The following is an 18687-nucleotide window of genomic DNA, read 5'->3' as shown; positions in this document are numbered from 1 at the left end:
GGGCACGGCGCCGTGCCGGTGGCTTCGGACGATCGTCACCGCCGGTTCACCGCGTCTCCACCCACCTCCGCTCGGGATTCCCTCATACGGCCCGGCTATCCTGCTCCGGCGCACCGCACACCGGTGCGAAAGATCGGCGTCCGGTGCAACTCATGGGGGCACTCAGCGCGTCAAGAGAGTGGACACCGGGAGGGGAGAAACCGTGAAGACGGGTAAGACGGCCGACGCCGCGATACGCACCGCCAGCCGCTACGGGCGCAGGGGGGCGATGGCGCTGGTCATGGGCGGGGTGCTGCTGCTCACCGCGGCCTGCAACGACGACAAGGGCGGCTCGGGCGGTTCGGGGGGCGGCGGCGACAACGCCGCGCCCGCGGCGACCGCGGGCGCGAACGGGACGGCGGCGCCGGCCGGCTCCTCCGCGGAGCCCAAGACCTCGGCCGCGGTGCTCGCCGTGGAGCCGAAGGACGGTGCCCAGGACGTCGCCCCGAGCAACGCCCTGCAGGTCTCCGTCTCGAACGGAAAGCTCACCACGGTCGAGGTGACCGACAAGAACGGCAAGCCGGTCGAGGGCGCGATCACCCCGGACGGCACCGGCTGGAAGCCCGCCGCGACGCTCGCCGTCGGCATGGCGTACAAGGTGAACGCGCAGGCCAAGGACGCCGAGGGCCTGGTGGCCGCGTCCACCACCTCGTTCACCACGCTGACGCCGGACAAGAAGGTCTCCACCAACGACAACATCAGCGACGGCTCCACCTACGGCGTCGGCATGATCGTCTCGGTGAACTTCAGCAAGAACGTGAAGAACAAGGACGCCGTCCTCAAGGGCATCACGTTCGAGACCAACAACGGCACCGAGGTGAAGGGCCACTGGTTCGGCGACAACCGGCTGGACTTCCGTCCGGCCGAGTACTGGAAGCCGGGCACCAAGGTCACCATCAAGTACCGGCTGAAGAGCGTCGAGGTCGCCCCGGGCGTCTACGGCGACGTGGACAAGGACGAGCCGTTCACCATCGGCCGCTCCCAGATCTCCACCGCGGACGCCAAGTCGCACCAGATGACCGTGGAGCGGGACGGCAAGTCCACCACCGTCCCGGTCACCCTGGGCGCGGACGCCACGCCGTCCTGGGGCGGGACGATGGTGATCATGTCCAAGGAGAAGGTCACCCGGATGAACTCGCAGACCGTCGGTCTCGGCGGCGAGTACGACATCCAGGACGTCCCGCACGCCATGCGGCTGACCACCTCCGGCACCTTCGTGCACGGCAACTACTGGGCCAACCCGTTCGGCAAGACCAACGCCAGCCACGGCTGCGTCTCGATGGCGGACGAGAAGGGCGGCAGCGACGCCTCCGTCGCGGGCAAGTTCTTCAACGACTCGATGGTCGGCGACGTCGTCAAGATCGTGAACACCAAGGAGAAGACCGTCTCGCCCTCCAACGGGCTGGGCGGCTGGAACGTCAGCTGGGCGAACTGGTAACTCCTGCCCGCCGGCGGGCCGGGTAGTCCCGGTTCGTCAGCACAGTTCGGACGAGCGGCCCGATCCTCACCCGTTGGGGTCGGGCCGCTCGCGTTCCCGGGGCGCACCGGCCCCCGGATGGCGCAACCTTTCCGGTGGCCGGTGCGTGTAGTGGTCAGGTCCGTCGTGTTCGCGCGGCTTCCGCCGTGCGTACGGGGTGTCAGGCTCGGGGCCTTCCGGCCCGGGGTCTCCGGGGCCGGTGGCTCCGGGGTCTCCCGGGCCGTGGCTCCGGGTGCGGGGTCTTCATCGCGGGGTTTCAGAGGGAGGGATCGACGTTGAGGTCGATACGCAGAATGCGCAGGGTGGCCGCCGTCGGTCTGGTCGGCGGGGCGATGGCCCTGACGGCCGCGTGCGGCGGCGGGGGCGGCGGGAACGCCGCGGGCAGCGCGGCCAAGGCCGACCTGGGGGCCGGCGCGGCCGCCTCCCCGTCCGCGGCGGCGCCCACCAGCACCGTGCCGAAGGTGTCCAGGGCCGTGGTGGACATCCAGCCCAAGGCCGGCTCGGTGGACGTCGCGCCGAACGCGCTGAAGATCGGGGCGACCGGCGGCAAGCTCACCACCGTCAAGGTCAGCGACAAGTCCGGCAAGGAGGTGCCCGGCACCATCGCCGCCGACGGCTCCAGCTGGACCCCGTCGGCCGCCCTGGCGGTCGGCACCGCCTACCAGGTGAGCGCGATGGCCGCGGACACCGACGGCGCGGTCGCCACCGCGGACAGCAGCTTCACCACGCTGACGCCGACGGCCCTCGCCAAGGCCTCCGACAACGTCGACGACAACGCGACGTACGGCGTCGGCATGATCGTCTCGGTGGACTTCAGCAAGGACGTCAAGAACAAGGCCGACGTCGCCAAGGGCATCACCTTCGAGACCGACAACGGCACCGAGGTGAAGGGCCACTGGTTCGACGACCGCCGACTGGACTTCCGCCCCGAGAAGTACTGGAAGCCCGGCACCAAGGTGGTCGTGCACTACCGGCTCAAGAACGTCGAGATCGCCCCCGGGGTGTACGGCACCGACCGGGACGAGCCCTTCACGATCGGGCGATCCCAGGTCTCGACGGTTGACGCCGCCGCGCACACGATGACCGTCGACCACGGCGACGGCCAGCCGTCCCGGATCGACATCACCTCCGGCTCGCCCGACCACCCCACCTGGAACGGGACCATGGTCGTCATGGCCAAGGAGGGCGTGGTGCGGATGCAGTCCAGCACCCTCCCCGGCATGACCGGCGCCCCCTACGACCTCCAGGTCCCGCACTCCATGCGGCTGACCACCTCCGGCACCTACGTGCACGGCAACTACTGGAGCGACGCCTTCGGCGAGGACAACGTCAGCCACGGCTGCGTCGGCCTCAAGGACGTCAAGGGCGGCGGGGACTCCACGTCGATGGGCAAGTTCTACGACAGCTCGATCGTCGGCGACGTGGTGATCGTCAAGAACTCCACCAAGAAGGAGACGCTCGACCCGGCGAACGGCCTGAGCGGCTGGAACCTCGCCTGGAGCGCCTGGTAGCAGCGCCGGCAGGAACCCGCCGGTGGGCAACGTCCCGGTCGGAACTGCCTGGCCGGAGTGCGTTCGTGGCAACCCGGGCTTGACGCGCGAGCGGCCCGGGTCGCCCGCTCCACCGGCCCGGGGCGGCCGGGGCGGCCAGGGGCCGCGGGTCTCCTCCCGGCGGTGCGGCGCCCCCCGTCCGGCCGTCGGCTTGCACCCGGCATATGCCGACGCGGGGGAGATCGTTTGCTCATTGTCCGTACGCGGCTGCTTGCGTTCCGCAATGATGGACCGCATGGCGGGTTGGGGCGAAACAGATCAGTCATCGGTTCCCGGGGCCGGCTTGGTCGCCGAGACGTCGTGGATCGATGTCCAGGGCGCGCTGGCGGCACTCGAGCGGCTCAGCTCCGAGGAGCTCGAGGAGATGTACTGCGGCAGGCTGTGCGACCCGTCCGCGCCGAACGAGGTGCGGCTGCCGTCCCGGCCCGAGTCCGGCCCGGTGGCCCGCCGGCTGGTGCTCTCGGCCCTGGAGGCCTGGGACCTCCACCAGCACCTGGAAGCCGGTGAGTTACTCACCAGCGAACTCGTCTCCAACGCCGTCCGGCACGCCGCCGGCCGCACCATCGGCCTCCAGGTCAGCCGCAAGCCGGGCTGGCTGCGCGTCGAGGTCCGCGACTCCTCCCGGGCCCTGCCCTGCATGATCCTCGCCGAGCCGCGGCCGGTGAACGAGCGGGGGCGGGGGCTACGAGTCATCGACGACCTCGCCGACCGCTGGGGCGCCGACCTGCTGCCGCGTGGCAAGGGCGTCTGGTTCGAGCTGAAGGTCCGCGAGCGGCACTGAGCCGGTCCTGGTCCTGGTCCCGTGTCCGGCACGGCCGGACGGGCGTGCGGGGGCTGCGCGAGGGCGCGTGGGGCGGAGCGCTCGAGCCGGAAAACACGCGGGGCCCCCTGCGTCGCCGTGGTCCGGCGTGTGGGGGCCCCTGCAAGTCATCGCGCCGGCCAAGGGGGTGCGTGCCGCGCGATGGGCGTCGACTGCGCCAGGTCGGGCCAGTCGAAGTTCGATGCCCTGACTATCGCACGGATCTCAGCATGTGGGCAAACCGGGCGTCTTGGATTACAAGGTTTGTAACCTAGTTCACCTTTGGATTTTGCATAGGTTAACGCTGTTACCTGTGAATATTCATGATCGACCCACTCCTGCCGCCCGGCGACCGTCGACTGGGTAGCATCGGGCCCGTGAACCCGTACTGGCGCGTCTCGCTGCCACCGCTGTCCGCCTGAGCGGGCGCCCGCGCTGGTGGTCCCAGCCCGACGAAACCCCGTGCCCGGCCTCCGCCGGCGCCGGGTCGACGACGTGCGCCCGTTCCGCATCCGACTCCTCCTGACGGATTCCGACGACGGAAGTTCACGATCGTGCCGAACCGCACCAGCGCTCCCGCGCGCCTCGTTTCCCGCACCTCCCGCACCTCCCGCACCTCCCGCACCTCCCGCACCTCCCGCACCGGCGCCACCCGCCGGAACCGGCCCCTCGACGGGCCGCTGCCGATCCTGACCGCCGCCCTGATCTGGGGCACCACCGGCACCGCCGCCTCGCTGGCCCCCGCGGGCGCCTCGGCGGTCGGCATCGGCGCCGCCGCGCTCGTCCTCGGCGGACTGCTGCTCCTCCTCTCCACTCGCAGCGCCAGGAACCTGCCCCGGGCGTGCGACCGCCGCGAACGCCGGCTGCTCGCGCTCGGTGCGGTGGCCGTCGTCGGGTACCCGGTCGGCTTCTACCCGGCGGTGACCCGGACCGGCGTCGCCGTGGCCACCGTGATCGCCCTCGGCAGCGCACCCGTCTTCGCGGGCCTCCTCGGCTGGCTCGCCCGGCAGGGGCGGCCGAGCGGCCGCTGGGCCGGCGCCACGGCCACCGCCGTCCTGGGCTGCGCCGTCCTCGTCCTCGGGCCCCAACTCGACGGCGGCGCAACGACCGTGGACCTCGTCGGCGTGCTGCTGGCCGCACTCGCCGGGCTCTCCTACGCCGCCTACTCGCTCGTCGGCAGCGAGCTCATCACCCGCGGCCACCCGTCCGCCGGTGTGATGGGGGCGATGTTCGGCGGGGCGGCGCTGCTGGTCCTGCCGGTGCTGCTGCTCGGTGACCTGGGGTGGCTCGCCACGGCTCGGGGTGCGGCGGTGGTGCTCCACCTCGGCGTCGTCACCACCTTCCTCGCCTACCGGCTCTTCGGTCACGGCCTGCGCCACACCTCCGCCCGGACCGCCACCACCCTCACCCTCGCCGAACCCGCGGTCGCCGCGCTCCTCGGCGTCGTCGCGCTCGGCGAACGCCTCCCCGCCGCCTCCTGGGCCGGCCTCGCCATCCTCGCCGTCGCCATCACCGTCCTCACCCTCCCCACCTCCGGCCGCCGGCGCAGCCCCGACCGCTCACCCACCACCTGACCGCCTCCCGCCGCTGGCGCGCGCCTGGCCGTGACCTCCTCCCCGCCTCCGCCGCCGGTCCCGGCGCGCCCCCGGCCGTGACCCCGCCCCGCCCGTGAGGCCCCAGCATGGGAAGTCGGACTGATCGACTTCCCATGCGGCCGCCTGTCGGCTCAGGCGGGCAGGGCGGAAAGAATATGTAGACCGGTCTAGAGAAAGACTGCCGCCAGCGGAGATCGACGTGCACGGCAAGTCGGCCCAGCCGACTTCCCGTGCACGCCAGGGGTGAAATATGCAGACCGGTCTACATGTGGGGTGGGGCCTTGTGCGGCAGGTCGCGGCGCCGCACAGGAAGTCGGCCCGGCCGACTTCCTGCACGGTCGGCGCGCGCCGACGGGCCTCGGCCGCGTCGTCGGCCGAGGCATCGGGCGTGCCGGCGCCTGGGCCCATGGCCCCGGCGTCCGTGAGGTCGTGGCCCGCCCGCTCTGCATGGGAAGTCGGCCGGGTCGACTTCCCGTGTGGCCGCCTGGCGGCTTGGTGGGAGGGTGGGGGGAATATGTAGACCGGTCTAGAGAGGACCGTCTGGGCGGAAGGGCGGTGCGCAGGAAGTCGGGCGGGCCGACTTCTGGCGCTGTCGGCGTGTGCCGATGTCTCGTCGAGGCGTCGGGCGCGCCGGCGCCTGGGTCTGTGGTCTCGGCGTCTTGGCCCGGCCGTCCTGTGCGGGAAGTCGGTCAGGTCGACTTTCCGTGCGGTTGCCCGGCGGCTTGGTGGGAGGAATATGTAGACCGGTCTAGAGAAAAGCTCCCGGGCGGCGGGTTCGGTGCGCAGGAAGTCGGGCCGGCCGACTTCCTGCGCTGCGAGGGTGATGTGTAGGCCGTCTACGTGTGGGGCGGGGCGTGGTGCCGCATGGTGGGCCTGGGGTGGCTGAGGGGGAATATGTCGACCGGTCTACATAGTTTTCGGCGGCGCCGGGACTCGGGGGCGTGTCCGCGGGCACCCACCCGTTTCGCATCGCCGTTCCGGACGCCGTTCCGGGGGACCCGCTCCACCGCCTCCACCGCCTCCACCGCCTCCACGGCCTCCACCGCCTCGACCGGACGCGCTGGACGGGGCCGGACCGGGGCGGCCACTTCGCTGCGGTGGAGGAGCCGGACCTGGTGATCGCCGATATCAGGGCCTTCTTCGGGCACCTGACGGCGGTGGGAGTCAGCCCGACGGGCAGTGCCCCGTGAGGCAGAAGGAGCCGACCACGGAGTGTAGGAGGTCCCCGGAGGGGCTGGGCCAGCTCGCCTCAGGCCCGGCCACCAGCAGGGCGTGGGCCTGCCCGTCCGGGCCGACCAGGATGTGGTCGACCACGCGGCGCACTCCGCCGCCCAGGTTGTAGGCGTACTCGAGTTCGGCCCCGCCGCCGGGCGTCTGCTCCAGCCGGATCCGGTGGTAGCCCGGGAAGCCGGACGGGTTCCGGGCGAGGTCGGCGTCGGTGGCCACGGCCCGGTCGTACGGGGTGAACTCGCCCATCGGGAACACCTGGATCAGGCCGGTGCCGTCGGGGGAGTCGTAGAAGACCGAGGGGTCCTTCGTGCGCCGCTTCCAGCCGTCCGGTACGAGGAGGTCGAAGCCCGCCGGGTCCTGGACGAGTCTGAGCTGCGGTCCGGTGGGGGTCGGCGTGGGAGCTGGTGTGGCGGTGGCCGGGTCGGTCGGCGCCGCCGACGGGGAGGCCGCCGACGGGGAGGCTGCCGACGGGGAGGGCGTGGACGGGGCGGGCGCCGCCGGTGCCGCGGTCGTGGCCGAGCCCGGCCCGGCAGCCGCGCCCGAACCCTCGTGCCGCGTCAACAGGTACCCGGCGCCGCCCCCGAGCGCTCCGATCAGCACCCCGAGGACGGCCGCCAGCACGATCGTCCGCCGCTTCCGCAGCCCCGGGGGCCCGCCGCCCTCGGCGCGCGGACGGCGTTTCGGCGGCTTCGGCACGGTCGGCGACTTCGAAGGCCCGGACGTCGTCAGCGGGGGAGGCTCGGCCGGCGCCTGCGGAGGCAGTGGCGGTGGTGGTGGTGGCGGTGGCGATGGCGCACCCCCGTCGGGCACCGTCACCCACTGCTGCCGGTCCGCGTCCCAGTGGATCCCCACGCCCGCTCCCCCCGTCGTCCCTCGTCCCGGTTCAGCCCAGCAGTCCCTCGATCGCCTGCACGACGGCGAGCGCCGAGGCGAGGCCGGACACCACGGTGGCCGAGCCCCGAAGGAGGTCCCGCAGCCGTTCCAGGCGGGTGCGGGGGGCGGTGCCCGTCTCCTCGACGGCCGTGCGGACGGCGTCGAGCTCGTGTGCCACTTCGTCCACGCCGTCGCCCTCGGCCCGTGCGAGCAGGGGGAGTTGGGCGCTCAGTTGCCGGACGGAGGTGAGCAGCAGGCGGGTCTGCGGGTCGAGGTGGACGGAGGAGTCGACGGCCCGCGCGCCGGGGCCGGAGGCGACCGCGCCGCCGCTCATCGCGCCGACCGCGATCCCGCCGGGGACCGCGGTCGGCACCTCCACGCCCGCCGGAGGCCCGGCTGCGGGTGCGGCCGCTCCGGAGTGCTGGGACCGGTCCTCCGCACTCGCCCGGTCGCCGGCCGCGACGGCCCCGCCGGACAGGTGCCCGATCGACACCCCGCCGCTCACCCCGCCCTGCTCGGCCTGCCCGGGCTGTCCCCCGTCCGTTCCACCGTTCATCGCCAGTCTCCCCGCTCCCTCGTCAAGCCGTCCACTCGTCAAGCCGTTCCCTCGTCACGCTGTCCACGCGTCACGCGGTCTTCTCCCCGTGCGGTGCCTCGGGCGTGGGGCTGTGCCGGGCGGTGGCGCCGGGGCCGGAGGCGACCGCGCCGCCGCTCATCGACCCGATGTGGATCCCGCCGTCCAGGACCTGGACGACGGTCTGTTCGAAGCGTCCGGTCTCGTAGCCCTCGGAGTGCAGTGCCTCGCGGACGCCGTCGATGATCCGTTCCTCGATGGTCTTCACGTACCGGTTGACGTCCAGTTCCTGGAAGAGCGAGACCGTCGGCTCGGCGGCGAGCTCACGCACGGAGACGACCGGCCGGGCGGCCACCACGGCCTCGCCGTCCCCGCCGGCCGCGCCGCCCGGGTGCCGGAGCGCGCGCAGTGCGGCGGGCCCCGCGGTGAACGCCGACACGGCGGGGCGTCCGCCGTTCAGCCGGGTGCCGCGCAGGGCGGCCGCGTCGGCGAGCAGCTCGTAGTCGCGGCGGACGGGGCCGAGGACGTGCGGCACGACCTCCAGCACCAGCAGCCGGCCCTGGGTGTGCACCCGGAGCAGGACGGACAGCACGACCTGTTCGTCCCAGGCGCCGACCCGCACCCGAAGGAAGTGCCGGCGCCGTTCGGCGCCCTCGTCGACCGCCGCGGCCAGGTGCCGGGCGACGGTCTCCTGGTCGCGCGGGACGTCGGCGCGGCGCGGGCCGTACGGCAGGAAGACCAGTTCCTGGACCTCCATGTCCCGCAGCCGGTCCAGGCTGGTCGAGGCGGCGGCCTGCCGCAGGGCGAGCAGCCGCGGGACGATCAGGTCGAGGACGGCGCGGGCGGTGAGCTCCCCGGCCGGGGAGGCCGCGGCGGCAGCGGTCGGGGCGGGAGCGGCCGTGGCGGGAGCGGTCGGGGCGGCGGCGGGCCCGGTCCTGCGGCGCTTCAGCTCCAGGACGAACGACCAGGGCTGGTACGGGGTCCCCGCGCCGAGGAACGGGTCGGCGGGGTCGTAGACGACGAGCGGCGAGTACTGCTCGGCGCCGATCGCGGCGCCGATCCGGGCGTAGCGCGGTCCGGCGGGTAGTTGTCGTGGCCGGAGCCGGAGGAAGTCCTCGCGGTTGAGCTCCCGGCGCACGGTGCCGGCGACGAGCAGCCGGTGCACCCAGACGGTGGCGGCGAGCGCCAGCGGGAAGAGCACGCCGAGGAGGTGGGAGTCCCGCAGCGCGAGCAGGGCCACCACCCAGTAGAGGGCGTGGGCGACGCCGGCGGCCAGCGACAGCAGCCCGTTGGCGGGGCGCCGGGCGGCGGGCCGGGCGACGGCGGGGGCGGCGGGCGCGTACAGGGCGTCCTCGCGGACGTCCGGGGACTTGGCGTACCAGGACAGCAGGCAGGCGAGGGCGTACAGCAGGGCGGTGTTCGCCAGGTAGGGCGTCGCGTACCGGGTGAGGTCGTCGAAGGTGTTGCCCGCGGAGGAGTCGCCGACGACGCGGTACGGGCGGGAGGAGCCGTAGCCGGAGGACGGCGGGTGGGTGAGCAGCGGCAGGTAGGCGGTGACGAAGAAGCCGGCCCAGACGGCCGCCAGGACGGCGCCGGTGCGGAACTCCAGCGCCCGGGCCCGGAGCGCGTGGGCGAGGACGGTGACGAGGTCGAAGCCCAGCGAAGGCGGGACGGAGCGCTCCTCGTGCTCGACCAGTTCGGAGACGACGCGCCGGCGCAGCTCCGGGGCCAGGTACACCCCGGCGGACAGCAGTCTGGTGGCCTCGGAGAAGGCGTGGCCGGGCGGCCCCTGCGTGGCCGGGCGGCCCCTGCGTGGCTGTGGCGGCTTGCGCGGCTGTGGTGGCCGGTGCGGTCGCGGTGGCCTGCGCGGCGGCGTGGTACGGCTGGTAGGTCATCCACTCCCCCCGGTGGTGAACCAACTCGCGCAGATTATGGCCCAGTTGTCCTCGGCCGGCCAGCGGTACGGCGGTATTTCCGGCAGCGCACCAGAGGCCCGCGAGAACCGGCGAGACACCCGTGAGCGGCCCACGAGGAGCCCACGAGGAGCCCACGAGGAGCCCACGAGAGACTCTGGCAAGAGAGAGGGCGAGGGAGCCCCCGGAACGCCCGAGCCCCCGGACGGTTCCCGTCCGGGGGCTCGGCGCTGCGGTGGTAAGCCGCTCAGCACTCGATGACGTTGACGGCGAGGCCGCCGCGCGAGGTCTCCTTGTACTTGATCTTCATGTCGGCGCCGGTCTCCTTCATGGTCTTGATCGCCTTGTCGAGCGAGACGTGGTGGCGGCCGTCGCCGCGCAGCGCCATCCGGGCCGCGGTGACGGCCTTGACCGAGGCCATGCCGTTGCGCTCGATGCAGGGGATCTGGACCAGGCCGCCGACCGGGTCGCAGGTGAGGCCGAGGTTGTGCTCGATGCCGATCTCGGCGGCGTTCTCGACCTGCTCGGGGGTGCCGCCGAGGACCTCGGCGAGGCCGCCGGCGGCCATCGAGCAGGCGGAGCCGACCTCGCCCTGGCAGCCGACCTCGGCACCGGAGATGGAGGCGTTCTCCTTGAACAGCATGCCGATGGCACCGGCCGCGAGGAGGAAGCGGACGATGCCGTCCTCGTCGGCGCCCGGGATGAAGTTCAGGTAGTAGTGCAGGACGGCGGGGATGATCCCGGCCGCGCCGTTGGTCGGCGCGGTGACGACCCGGCGGCCGGAGGCGTTCTCCTCGTTGACCGCCATCGCGTAGAGGGTCACCCACTCCATCGCGTTGGCCGGCCCGATGCCCTCGGCGCGCAGCGCCCGGGCGGCCGCGGCGGCCCGGCGGCGGACCTTGAGGCCGCCGGGCAGGATGCCCTCGCGGGACATGCCGGCCCGCACGCACTCCTGCATGACCTGCCAGATCTCCAGCAGGCCGGTCCGGATCTCCTCCTCGGAGCGCCAGGCCTTCTCGTTCTCCAGCATCAGGCCGGAGATCGACAGCCCGGTCTCCCGGGTGAGCCGCAGCAGCTCCTCGCCGGTGCGGAAGGGGTAGCGCAGCGCGGTGTCGTCGGGCTTGACCCGCTCCGCGCCGATGGCGTCCTCGTCGACGACGAAGCCGCCGCCGACCGAGTAGTAGGTCTTCTCCAGCAGGGTGGTGCCGTCCGCCGCGAAGGCCCAGAGGGTCATGCCGTTGGCGTGGTAGGGCAGCGAGCGGCGGCGGTGCAGCACGAGCTGGGTGTCGGGGTCGAAGTCGATCGGGTGGTCGCCGAGCAGGTTGATCCGCTTCTCGGCGGTGATCCGCTCGACGTCCTTGTCCGCCTGGTCGACGTCGACCGTGCGGGGGGAGTTGTTCTCCAGGCCCAGCAGGACGGCCTTCGGCGTGCCGTGTCCGTGGCCGGTGGCGCCCAGCGAGCCGTACAGCTCGGCACGCACGCTCGTCACCCCGTCCAGCATGCCCTCGGACCGCAGGCGGCGGGCGAACATCCGGGCCGCGCGCATCGGGCCGACGGTGTGGGAACTCGACGGGCCGATGCCGATGGAGAAGAGGTCGAAGACGCTGATGGCCACGGGGGACGTCCTTGTCTGGTCTCGTGGAAGTACGGGCGGGCGGGGGACGACACGGGTCGGGGCACCGCGCGCACCTACCAGTGTGCGCGGTGCCCCGGGGTCCCAGGTGCCGTGGCGGGGTGAGGCCGGTCACCCCGCCCGGGCGATCACCGGAGTGATCAGAGGTTCGGGTACAGCGGGTACTTCTCGGCCAGCGCGGTGACGCGGGCCTTGAGCGCGGCGGCGACGGTCTCGTCGAAGGCGGGCTTGAGCGCCTCGGCGATGATGTCGGCGACCTCGCGGAAGTCCTCGGCCTGGAAGCCGCGGGTGGCGAGGGCCGGGGTGCCGATGCGCAGGCCGGAGGTAACCATCGGCGGGCGCGGGTCGTTCGGGATGGCGTTGCGGTTGACCGTGATGCCGACCTCGTGCAGCCGGTCCTCGGCCTGCTGGCCGTCGAGCTGGCTGTTGCGCAGGTCGACCAGGACGAGGTGGACCTCGGTGCCGCCGGACAGCACCGAGGCGCCGGCCTCGGCGACGTCGGCCTGGAGCAGGCGCTCGGCGAGGATCCGGGCGCCGTCCAGGGTGCGCTGCTGGCGCTCCTTGAACTCCTCGGACGCGGCGACCTTGAAGGCGACGGCCTTGCCGGCGATCACGTGCTCCAGCGGGCCGCCCTGCTGGCCGGGGAAGACCGCGGAGTTGATCTTCTTGGCCCACTCGGCCTTGGACAGGATGACGCCGCCGCGCGGGCCGCCCAGGGTCTTGTGGGTGGTGGTGGTGACCACGTCCGCGTAGGGCACCGGGTTGGGGTGCAGCCCGGCGGCCACCAGGCCGGCGAAGTGCGCCATGTCCACCATGAGCAGGGCGCCGACGGCGTCGGCGATCCGGCGGAACTCGGCGAAGTCGAGCTGGCGCGGGTAGGCGGACCAGCCGGCGATGATCAGCTTCGGCTGGTGCTCCTTGGCGAGGCGCTCGACCTCGGCCATGTCGACCTGGCCGGTCTTCTCGTCCACGTGGTACGCGGCCACGTTGTAGAGCTTGCCGGAGAAGTTGATCTTCATGCCGTGGGTCAGGTGACCGCCGTGGGCCAGGCTCAGGCCCAGGATGGTGTCGCCCGGCTGGATCAGCGCGAACATCGCGGCGGCGTTGGCCTGCGCGCCCGAGTGCGGCTGGACGTTGGCGTGCTCGGCGCCGAACAGGGCCTTGATCCGGTCGATCGCGATCTGCTCGACCACGTCGACGTGCTCGCAACCGCCGTAGTAGCGGCGGCCGGGGTAGCCCTCGGCGTACTTGTTGGTGAGCACCGAGCCCTGGGCCTCCATGACCGCCACCGGGGCGAAGTTCTCGGAGGCGATCATCTCCAGCGTGGTCTGCTGGCGGTGCAGCTCGGCGTCGACCGCGGCGGCGATCTCCGGGTCGAGGGAGTGCAGGGACTGGTTGAGAACCGTCATGGTGTGGTCTTCCCGGTGGAGGAGGATCAGGGGTGCCGTGCGGAGCGCGCCCTCGGAAGGGTGGCGGGCGACGGGTGGTCGGCGCGGGCGGGCCGCCGCGCTGCGGCCCGCCCGGTCACGAGCGGGTCAGGCCTTGATGAAGGCGTTGTACTCGTCCGCGGTGAGCAGCTTGCCGGTGGACGCGACGCGCACCTTGAACAGCCAGCCGCCCTCGAAGGGGGCGCTGTTGACCAGGCCGTTGTCGTCCAGGACGTCCTGGTTGGTCTCGACGACCTCGCCGGTCACCGGGGAGTACAGGTCGCTGACCGACTTGGTGGACTCCAGCTCGCCGCAGGTCTCGCCGGCGGTCACCTCGTCGCCGACCTCGGGCAGCTGCACGTAGACGATGTCACCGAGCGCGTCGGCGGCGTGCTGGGTGATGCCGATCGTGGAGACACCGTCCTCGGCGGCGGTCAGCCACTCGTGCTCCTCGGTGTACTGCAGGTGCTGGGGGTTGCTCATGGCGTCATTCTCCAGGATGGGAAGCGGGTACGACGAAGCGGGCCGCCGCGCGGACGGCTTCGACGTGGGTCTTCGGGGGAGTGGGGGTTCAGCGGGCGCGCTTGTAGAACGGCAGCGCCACGACCTGGACCGGCTCGTGCTTGCCGCGCACGTCCACCGCGACGGTGGTGCCCGGGGCGGCGTGGGCCGCGTCCACGTAGGCGATCGCGATCGGCTGTCCCAGGGTGGGGGACGGCGCGCCCGAGGTGATCCGGCCGATCGGCGCACCGTCGGCGGAGACCACGGTGTACTCGGCGCGCGGCACCCGCTTGCCCTCGGAGACCAGGCCGACCAGCACCCGCGGCGGGTTGGCCTCGGCCTCGGCGGCGGCCTTCTCCAGGGCCTTGCGGCCGACGAAGGCGCCCTCGTTGGTGGTCTTGTCGAAGCGGACGACCCGGCCCAGGCCGGCGTCGAACGGGGTCAGGTCGGTGGAGAGCTCGTGCCCGTACAGCGGCATGCCCGCCTCCAGGCGCAGCGTGTCCCGGCAGGACAGGCCGCAGGGGACCAGGCCGTGGCCCTCGCCGGCGGCGGTCAGCGCCTGCCAGACGGCCTCGGCGTCGCCCGGGTTGCAGAAGATCTCGAAGCCGTCCTCGCCGGTGTAGCCGGTGCGGGCGAGCAGCACGTCGCGGCCGGCGACCTGGGCCGGGAGGATCGCGTAGTACTTCAGGCCGGGCAGGTCGGCCTCGGTGGTCTTCGCCAGGATCGCGGTGGACTCCGGGCCCTGGACGGCGATCAGCGCGTAGGTGTCGCGGTCGTCGGTGACGACGGCGTCGAAGCCCTTGGCGCGGGCGATCAGCTCGTCCAGCACCAGCTGGGCGTTGGAGGCGTTGGCGACGACCAGGAAGGCGTCCTCGCGCAGGCGGTAGACGATCAGGTCGTCCAGGATGCCGCCGTCCTCGGCGCAGATCATGGTGTAGCGGGCGCGCAGCACGCCCAGCGCGGAGACGAAGCCGACCAGCGCGTGGTCCAGCATCTCGCCGGCCTGCGGGCCGGTGACGGTGATCTCGCCCATGTGGGAGAGGTCGAACAGACCGGCGCGGTTGCGGACGGCGAGGTGCTCCTCGCGCTCGCTGCCGTAGCGCAGCGGCATGTCCCAGCCGGCGAAGTCGGTCATGGTCGCGCCGAGGGCGCGGTGCAGCGCGTCGAGCGCGGTCAGGCGGAGGGACGACATGGCCAGGAACTCCTCGGTCGGGGCACTCAGGGGTGCACGCGCCGGAACCGGGCCCGCTCGGGGACCGACCCCTGCGCGCGGGCATGCGGCGGCGTGGGTCTCCCCATCTGTCGTCGAACCTGAGAGCTTCACCGCCCACCTGCCCGCAGCTGTTTCCAGCATCCAGGACAGCATGGCGGCTTGCACCGTGGGTGGGCGCGCGACAGGGCCGTGCGCCGCTTTCCAGATGTGCCTAACCCGTGCGGTAGGGGGGCCTGAGAGATTCCGGGGAGGACTTGCTCCTTCGGCGCCGGCTGTACCACCTGAGGGGGTACTCCGGGCTCTCCCGCGCGGGTTCGAGCGGCCGGTATGGAGTTGTGGGGCCCGGCGGCCCACTGCGCCGTCGAACGCGCACATCATGGCACGTCCGGGCCGCGGGCGGGAGAGGGGCCCCGGTCACGCCGCGTGATACCGAACACGGGCCCTAAACTGCTCCGCGTCGGCGTAGCACAGGGCGGCCGAGCGGCAGAGGGCGGATCAGGCGCGCATGGGGTACCCGGTGGAGCAGCAGCAGGGGTGGGGCGGGCCGGAGTCGGCGCCGCCGGGCGGCGGGTGGCCGGCCAACGAGCTGGAGCAGGTGCTGACCGCCGCGCTGGGCGACCCGGGTGCGACGCCCCGGGTGATCGAGGTGCTGGCCCGCAGCCAGGTGTGGATCCCGCTGCCGGCCGGCGGCGACCCGCAGGGGCAGTCGCTGGACCTGCCGACCGTCGAGCTGGCCGGTGACCCGTACGTCCCGGTCTTCTCCTCGCAGGAGGTGTTCCTGCAGCAGGCGCCGGGGATGGCGTTCGCGGTGGCACCGGCCTGGGAGTTCGCCCGCGGCCTGCCGCTGGGCGTCGGCATCGCCGTCAACCCGGAGGCCGCGGTGGGCATCCCGGTGCCGCCGCAGGGCGTGGCGGAGCTGCGCCGCGGTCCGCGGGAGGACCGCTGGGACGCCGCCGGCGAGGCCCTGGCCCCCACCGGCGGCCGGGTGGCGCTGCGCGAGCCGGTGCCGGGCGAGGACCCGGAGCACTTCCTGGCCGCCTGCCGCGCGGAACTGTCGCTCCTCCCCGGAGTGTTGACCGCCCGCCGGGCGCTGGCCAGCATCGAGGGCGAGCCGACCGTGATGTTCGTGGGCGTCCAGTTGGATCCGGCGGCCCCGGCCGACCCGGCCGCGGTCAACGAGGCGCTCGGCCGGGCCCTGGGAACCGCACCGCTGCCGGGGGGCGTCCACCTCGTACTGCTCGATCTCGCCGACGATCCGGTGGTCGAGTGGCTGCTCGCCCGGGTACTGCCTTTCTACGCGCGGGTGTGAGCGGCGTTCGTTCGTAGGCACGTCGCCGTGGCGGTGGCCGGTGCCGCGCCATAGGGTGCGTGCAGACGGCCGACGGGCCGGCTGGGTTGAGGAAAGAGGCGCGGCGAGGTGGGCGCATGAGTGCGGGAGCGGTAGCGGGCGGTGCACCGGGGCCCTGGGGCCAGGCGTCCGCCGGGCGCCCCGGGGCGGATCCGGGCGCGCTGGAGCGTGCCCTGCGCGAGGTCGTGCCGGAGCGCTACGACGCGTACGAGCAGCTGCTGCACGCGCTGGCCGACGGGCAGGTGTGGATGCTGCTCTGGCACGGCACGCCGGGCAGCCCGGACGCCCAGTACGGGAACATGGAGATCAGCGGCCACGGCTACGCGCCGGCCGTCACCTCGCCCGAGCAGCTGGCGGCCTCCGGCTGGGCCCGGGCCCACGAGGTCATCTCCGGGCGGGAGATCGCGGCCTCGCTGTACCGGACGCGCTGGGGTCTGTGGCTGAACCCGCACGCGCCCGGCGGCGGGGTGGGCGTGCCGTGGGCGGACCTGCGCCGGATCGCGGCGGGCCTGGACCGGCTGCCGGCCGGTCCGCTGAAGCTGAGCGAGCCGCAGGTGAACGCCCAGCCGTTCTTCGCGCTGCTGGAGCGCCAGGCGGGTGAGGTGCGCGCGGTGCGCGCGCTGCGCCGGGCCTGGGTGCAGCCGGCGGTGGGGGAGCCGTACCTGGCGATCGGTCTGGACCTGTACGAGAGTTCGCCGCCGGCGGTGGAGGCGGTGCGCGCGCTGATGCAGCGGGCGATCGCGGTGGCCCCGGAGGGGCTGGCGGTGTCCACCGTGGCGATGGCGGACGAGTACGACCCGGTGGCGCTCTGGATGCGGGCCAACGCCCGCCCGTTCTACGACCGCGAGGGCGGCCGGCCGCCGGCGGCGACCGGGCCGTACCCGCCGGTGCCGCCCCCGGCGTACCACTCGCAGCAGGCGCCGGGCTACGGCTACGGCACCCAGCCGCCCGGGCCGGGCTGGCACGGGCAGCCGCAGCAGCCGTGGCCGGGCTACCCCGGGCGCTGATTGCCGGAGCGACTGCGGTCAGCGACTCCGGTCGAAGTCATTTCCGCGAAGCCGACTTGATTGTCCGTCAAGTCGGCTTCGATGCTTTCCGGACGAATTTCCGATTCGGCCGTCCGGTCATCTTGACATGCCTGCTGCAGTCGTGTGAAGAGCGATATGCCGCAGATCGATGACGTGCATGCCAGCAGATCACAGTTGGGCATCTGTCGGTTGTCAGGTCTGGCGTAAGCCAAGTCGCATGGCAGAGAGTTCTGCGCAACGCACCGCGCATTGGAACCCCACAAAGGTGAGCGCGTACGCCGACCCGCTCGTCCACGCGAAGCCCATCCCGCGTGGTGGCAGTGCCTGTGCACGACGCACTGCCGCGAACACCCGCTCCTGCTAGCACCTTTCGCACGTCCGCAGCCGCACCGCCGAAGCCGGCGACCGGCACCCGTGGGCCGGCCACCGTCGGCGAGGGGACCAACTGACCATGACCGCATCCGTGACCACCGCCGGGAACGAACCGGAGGCAGCAGCCCCCGCCGGCCCGGCCAAGAAGATCGAGGGCCGCTCCCTCGGTCAGATCGCCTGGACCCGCTTCAAGCGGGACAAGGCCGCCGTCGTCGGCGGCGTCGTGGTGATCCTGCTCATCCTCCTCGCCGTACTGGCCAAGCCGATCGAGTCGCTGTTCGGGCTCGACCCGGACGCCCTCCACCAGGACCTCCTGGACGCCGACCTCGGCGGTCTGCCGTTCGGCGACTGGGGCGGCATGAGCTGGGACCACCCGCTCGGCGTCGACCCCCTGCAGGGCCGTGACCTGCTCACCCGCGTCATCGAGGGCTCCTGGGTCTCCCTGCTGGTCGCCTTCGGCGCGACCGTGCTGTCCAACACCATCGGCACCGTGCTCGGCATCATGGCCGGCTACTACGGCGGCTGGGTGGACACGCTGATCAGCCGCGTCATGGACGTCTTCCTCGCCTTCCCGCTGCTGCTGTTCGCCATCGCGATCTCGACCTCGCTCCAGGGCGGCGCGTTCGGCCTGCACGGCCTGCCGCTGCACATCCTGGTGCTGATCTTCGTGATCGGCTTCTTCAACTGGCCCTACATGGGCCGGATCGTGCGCGGACAGACGCTCTCGCTGCGCGAGCGGGAGTTCGTCCACGCGGCCCGCAGCCTCGGCGCCCGCGGCCCGTTCATCCTGTTCAAGGAGCTGCTGCCGAACCTGGTCGGTCCGATCCTGGTCTACTCGACCCTGCTGATCCCGACCAACATCCTCTTCGAGGCGGGGCTGAGCTTCCTCGGTGTCGGCATCCAGCCTCCGCAAGCCTCCTGGGGCGGGATGCTCCAGGACGCGATCCGGTACTACCAGGTGGACCCCCAGTACATGGTGGTCCCCGGTCTGGCGATCTTCATCACCGTGCTCGCCTTCAACCTGCTCGGCGACGGGCTGCGCGACGCCCTCGATCCCAAGAGCAACTGACGTTGCGTCAGGACCCTCCCTCCTCCACATCCTCAAGGGGTTGATC

General features: G+C 72.8%; 14 protein-coding genes and 1 riboswitch. Of the genes, 7 read left to right on the top strand and 7 right to left on the bottom strand.

Annotation, left to right across the window (positions count from 1 at the left end; genetic code table 11):
- The first annotated feature begins 202 nt into the window (after window positions 1–202).
- The 4 genes from ACFYUY_RS20525 (at window position 203) to ACFYUY_RS20510 (ending at window position 5439) form a co-directional block, all read left to right on the top strand.
- Window positions 203–1477: an Ig-like domain-containing protein gene (locus ACFYUY_RS20525; protein WP_360204730.1), complete on the top strand. Its 1275-nt coding sequence runs from the start codon at window positions 203–205 to the stop codon at window positions 1475–1477.
- Between the two features lie 332 nt (window positions 1478–1809).
- Window positions 1810–3027, top strand: coding sequence for an Ig-like domain-containing protein (locus ACFYUY_RS20520; RefSeq protein ID WP_360204733.1), 1218 nt, complete (start codon window positions 1810–1812; stop codon window positions 3025–3027).
- Between the two features lie 322 nt (window positions 3028–3349).
- Complete coding sequence (locus ACFYUY_RS20515; protein WP_360204735.1) at window positions 3350–3847, top strand: ATP-binding protein; 498 nt, start codon at window positions 3350–3352, stop codon at window positions 3845–3847.
- A gap of 572 nt (window positions 3848–4419) precedes the next feature.
- Window positions 4420–5439: a DMT family transporter gene (locus ACFYUY_RS20510; RefSeq protein WP_387902206.1), complete on the top strand. Its 1020-nt coding sequence runs from the start codon at window positions 4420–4422 to the stop codon at window positions 5437–5439.
- Window positions 5440–6624: 1185 nt separating this feature from the next.
- Here ACFYUY_RS20510 and ACFYUY_RS20505 read toward each other — a convergent pair.
- From ACFYUY_RS20505 to gcvT, 7 genes are all read right to left on the bottom strand, one after another.
- Window positions 6625–7386 carry a hypothetical protein gene (locus ACFYUY_RS20505; RefSeq protein WP_387902203.1) on the bottom strand — a complete coding sequence of 254 codons (762 nt, stop codon included), beginning with the start codon at window positions 7384–7386 and terminating at the stop codon, window positions 6625–6627.
- Window positions 7387–7573: 187 nt separating this feature from the next.
- Window positions 7574–8119: a hypothetical protein gene (locus tag ACFYUY_RS20500; protein WP_387902200.1), complete on the bottom strand. Its 546-nt coding sequence runs from the start codon at window positions 8117–8119 to the stop codon at window positions 7574–7576.
- A 70-nt stretch (window positions 8120–8189) separates the two neighbouring features.
- Window positions 8190–9875, bottom strand: coding sequence for a hypothetical protein (locus ACFYUY_RS20495; RefSeq protein WP_387902198.1), 1686 nt, complete (start codon window positions 9873–9875; stop codon window positions 8190–8192).
- 422 nt (window positions 9876–10297) lie between these two features.
- Window positions 10298–11665 (bottom strand): L-serine ammonia-lyase, encoded by a 1368-nt coding sequence (locus ACFYUY_RS20490; RefSeq protein WP_387902195.1) that lies wholly within the window; start codon window positions 11663–11665, stop codon window positions 10298–10300.
- A gap of 158 nt (window positions 11666–11823) precedes the next feature.
- Complete coding sequence (glyA, locus tag ACFYUY_RS20485; protein ID WP_360204752.1) at window positions 11824–13092, bottom strand: serine hydroxymethyltransferase; 1269 nt, start codon at window positions 13090–13092, stop codon at window positions 11824–11826.
- 126 nt (window positions 13093–13218) lie between these two features.
- On the bottom strand, window positions 13219–13593 hold the full coding sequence (gene gcvH, locus ACFYUY_RS20480) for a glycine cleavage system protein GcvH (RefSeq protein WP_360204755.1): 375 nt from the start codon (window positions 13591–13593) through the stop codon (window positions 13219–13221).
- Window positions 13594–13681: 88 nt separating this feature from the next.
- Window positions 13682–14803, bottom strand: a complete 1122-nt coding sequence (gene gcvT / locus ACFYUY_RS20475) for a glycine cleavage system aminomethyltransferase GcvT (RefSeq protein ID WP_360204757.1) — start codon at window positions 14801–14803, stop codon at window positions 13682–13684.
- A gap of 232 nt (window positions 14804–15035) precedes the next feature.
- Window positions 15036–15141: riboswitch (glycine riboswitch) on the bottom strand.
- A gap of 188 nt (window positions 15142–15329) precedes the next feature.
- Here gcvT and ACFYUY_RS20470 point away from each other — a divergent pair.
- The 3 genes from ACFYUY_RS20470 to ACFYUY_RS20460 all read left to right on the top strand — a co-directional run bounded on the left by ACFYUY_RS20470 (window position 15330) and on the right by ACFYUY_RS20460 (window position 18641).
- Window positions 15330–16133, top strand: a complete 804-nt coding sequence (locus ACFYUY_RS20470) for an enhanced serine sensitivity protein SseB C-terminal domain-containing protein (RefSeq protein ID WP_360204760.1) — start codon at window positions 15330–15332, stop codon at window positions 16131–16133.
- A gap of 116 nt (window positions 16134–16249) precedes the next feature.
- Complete coding sequence (locus ACFYUY_RS20465; RefSeq protein ID WP_360204763.1) at window positions 16250–17179, top strand: enhanced serine sensitivity protein SseB C-terminal domain-containing protein; 930 nt, start codon at window positions 16250–16252, stop codon at window positions 17177–17179.
- A 472-nt stretch (window positions 17180–17651) separates the two neighbouring features.
- A complete protein-coding gene (locus ACFYUY_RS20460) occupies window positions 17652–18641 on the top strand; it encodes an ABC transporter permease (RefSeq protein WP_360204765.1) in 990 nt (329 codons plus the stop codon).
- Window positions 18642–18687: the final 46 nt, after the last annotated feature.

This window comes from Kitasatospora sp. NPDC004745, assembly GCF_042873275.1.
Taxonomy (GTDB): domain Bacteria; phylum Actinomycetota; class Actinomycetes; order Streptomycetales; family Streptomycetaceae; genus Kitasatospora.
Note: the sequence above shows the minus strand (reverse complement) of the source record. Positions and strands in the feature narration are given on the sequence as shown.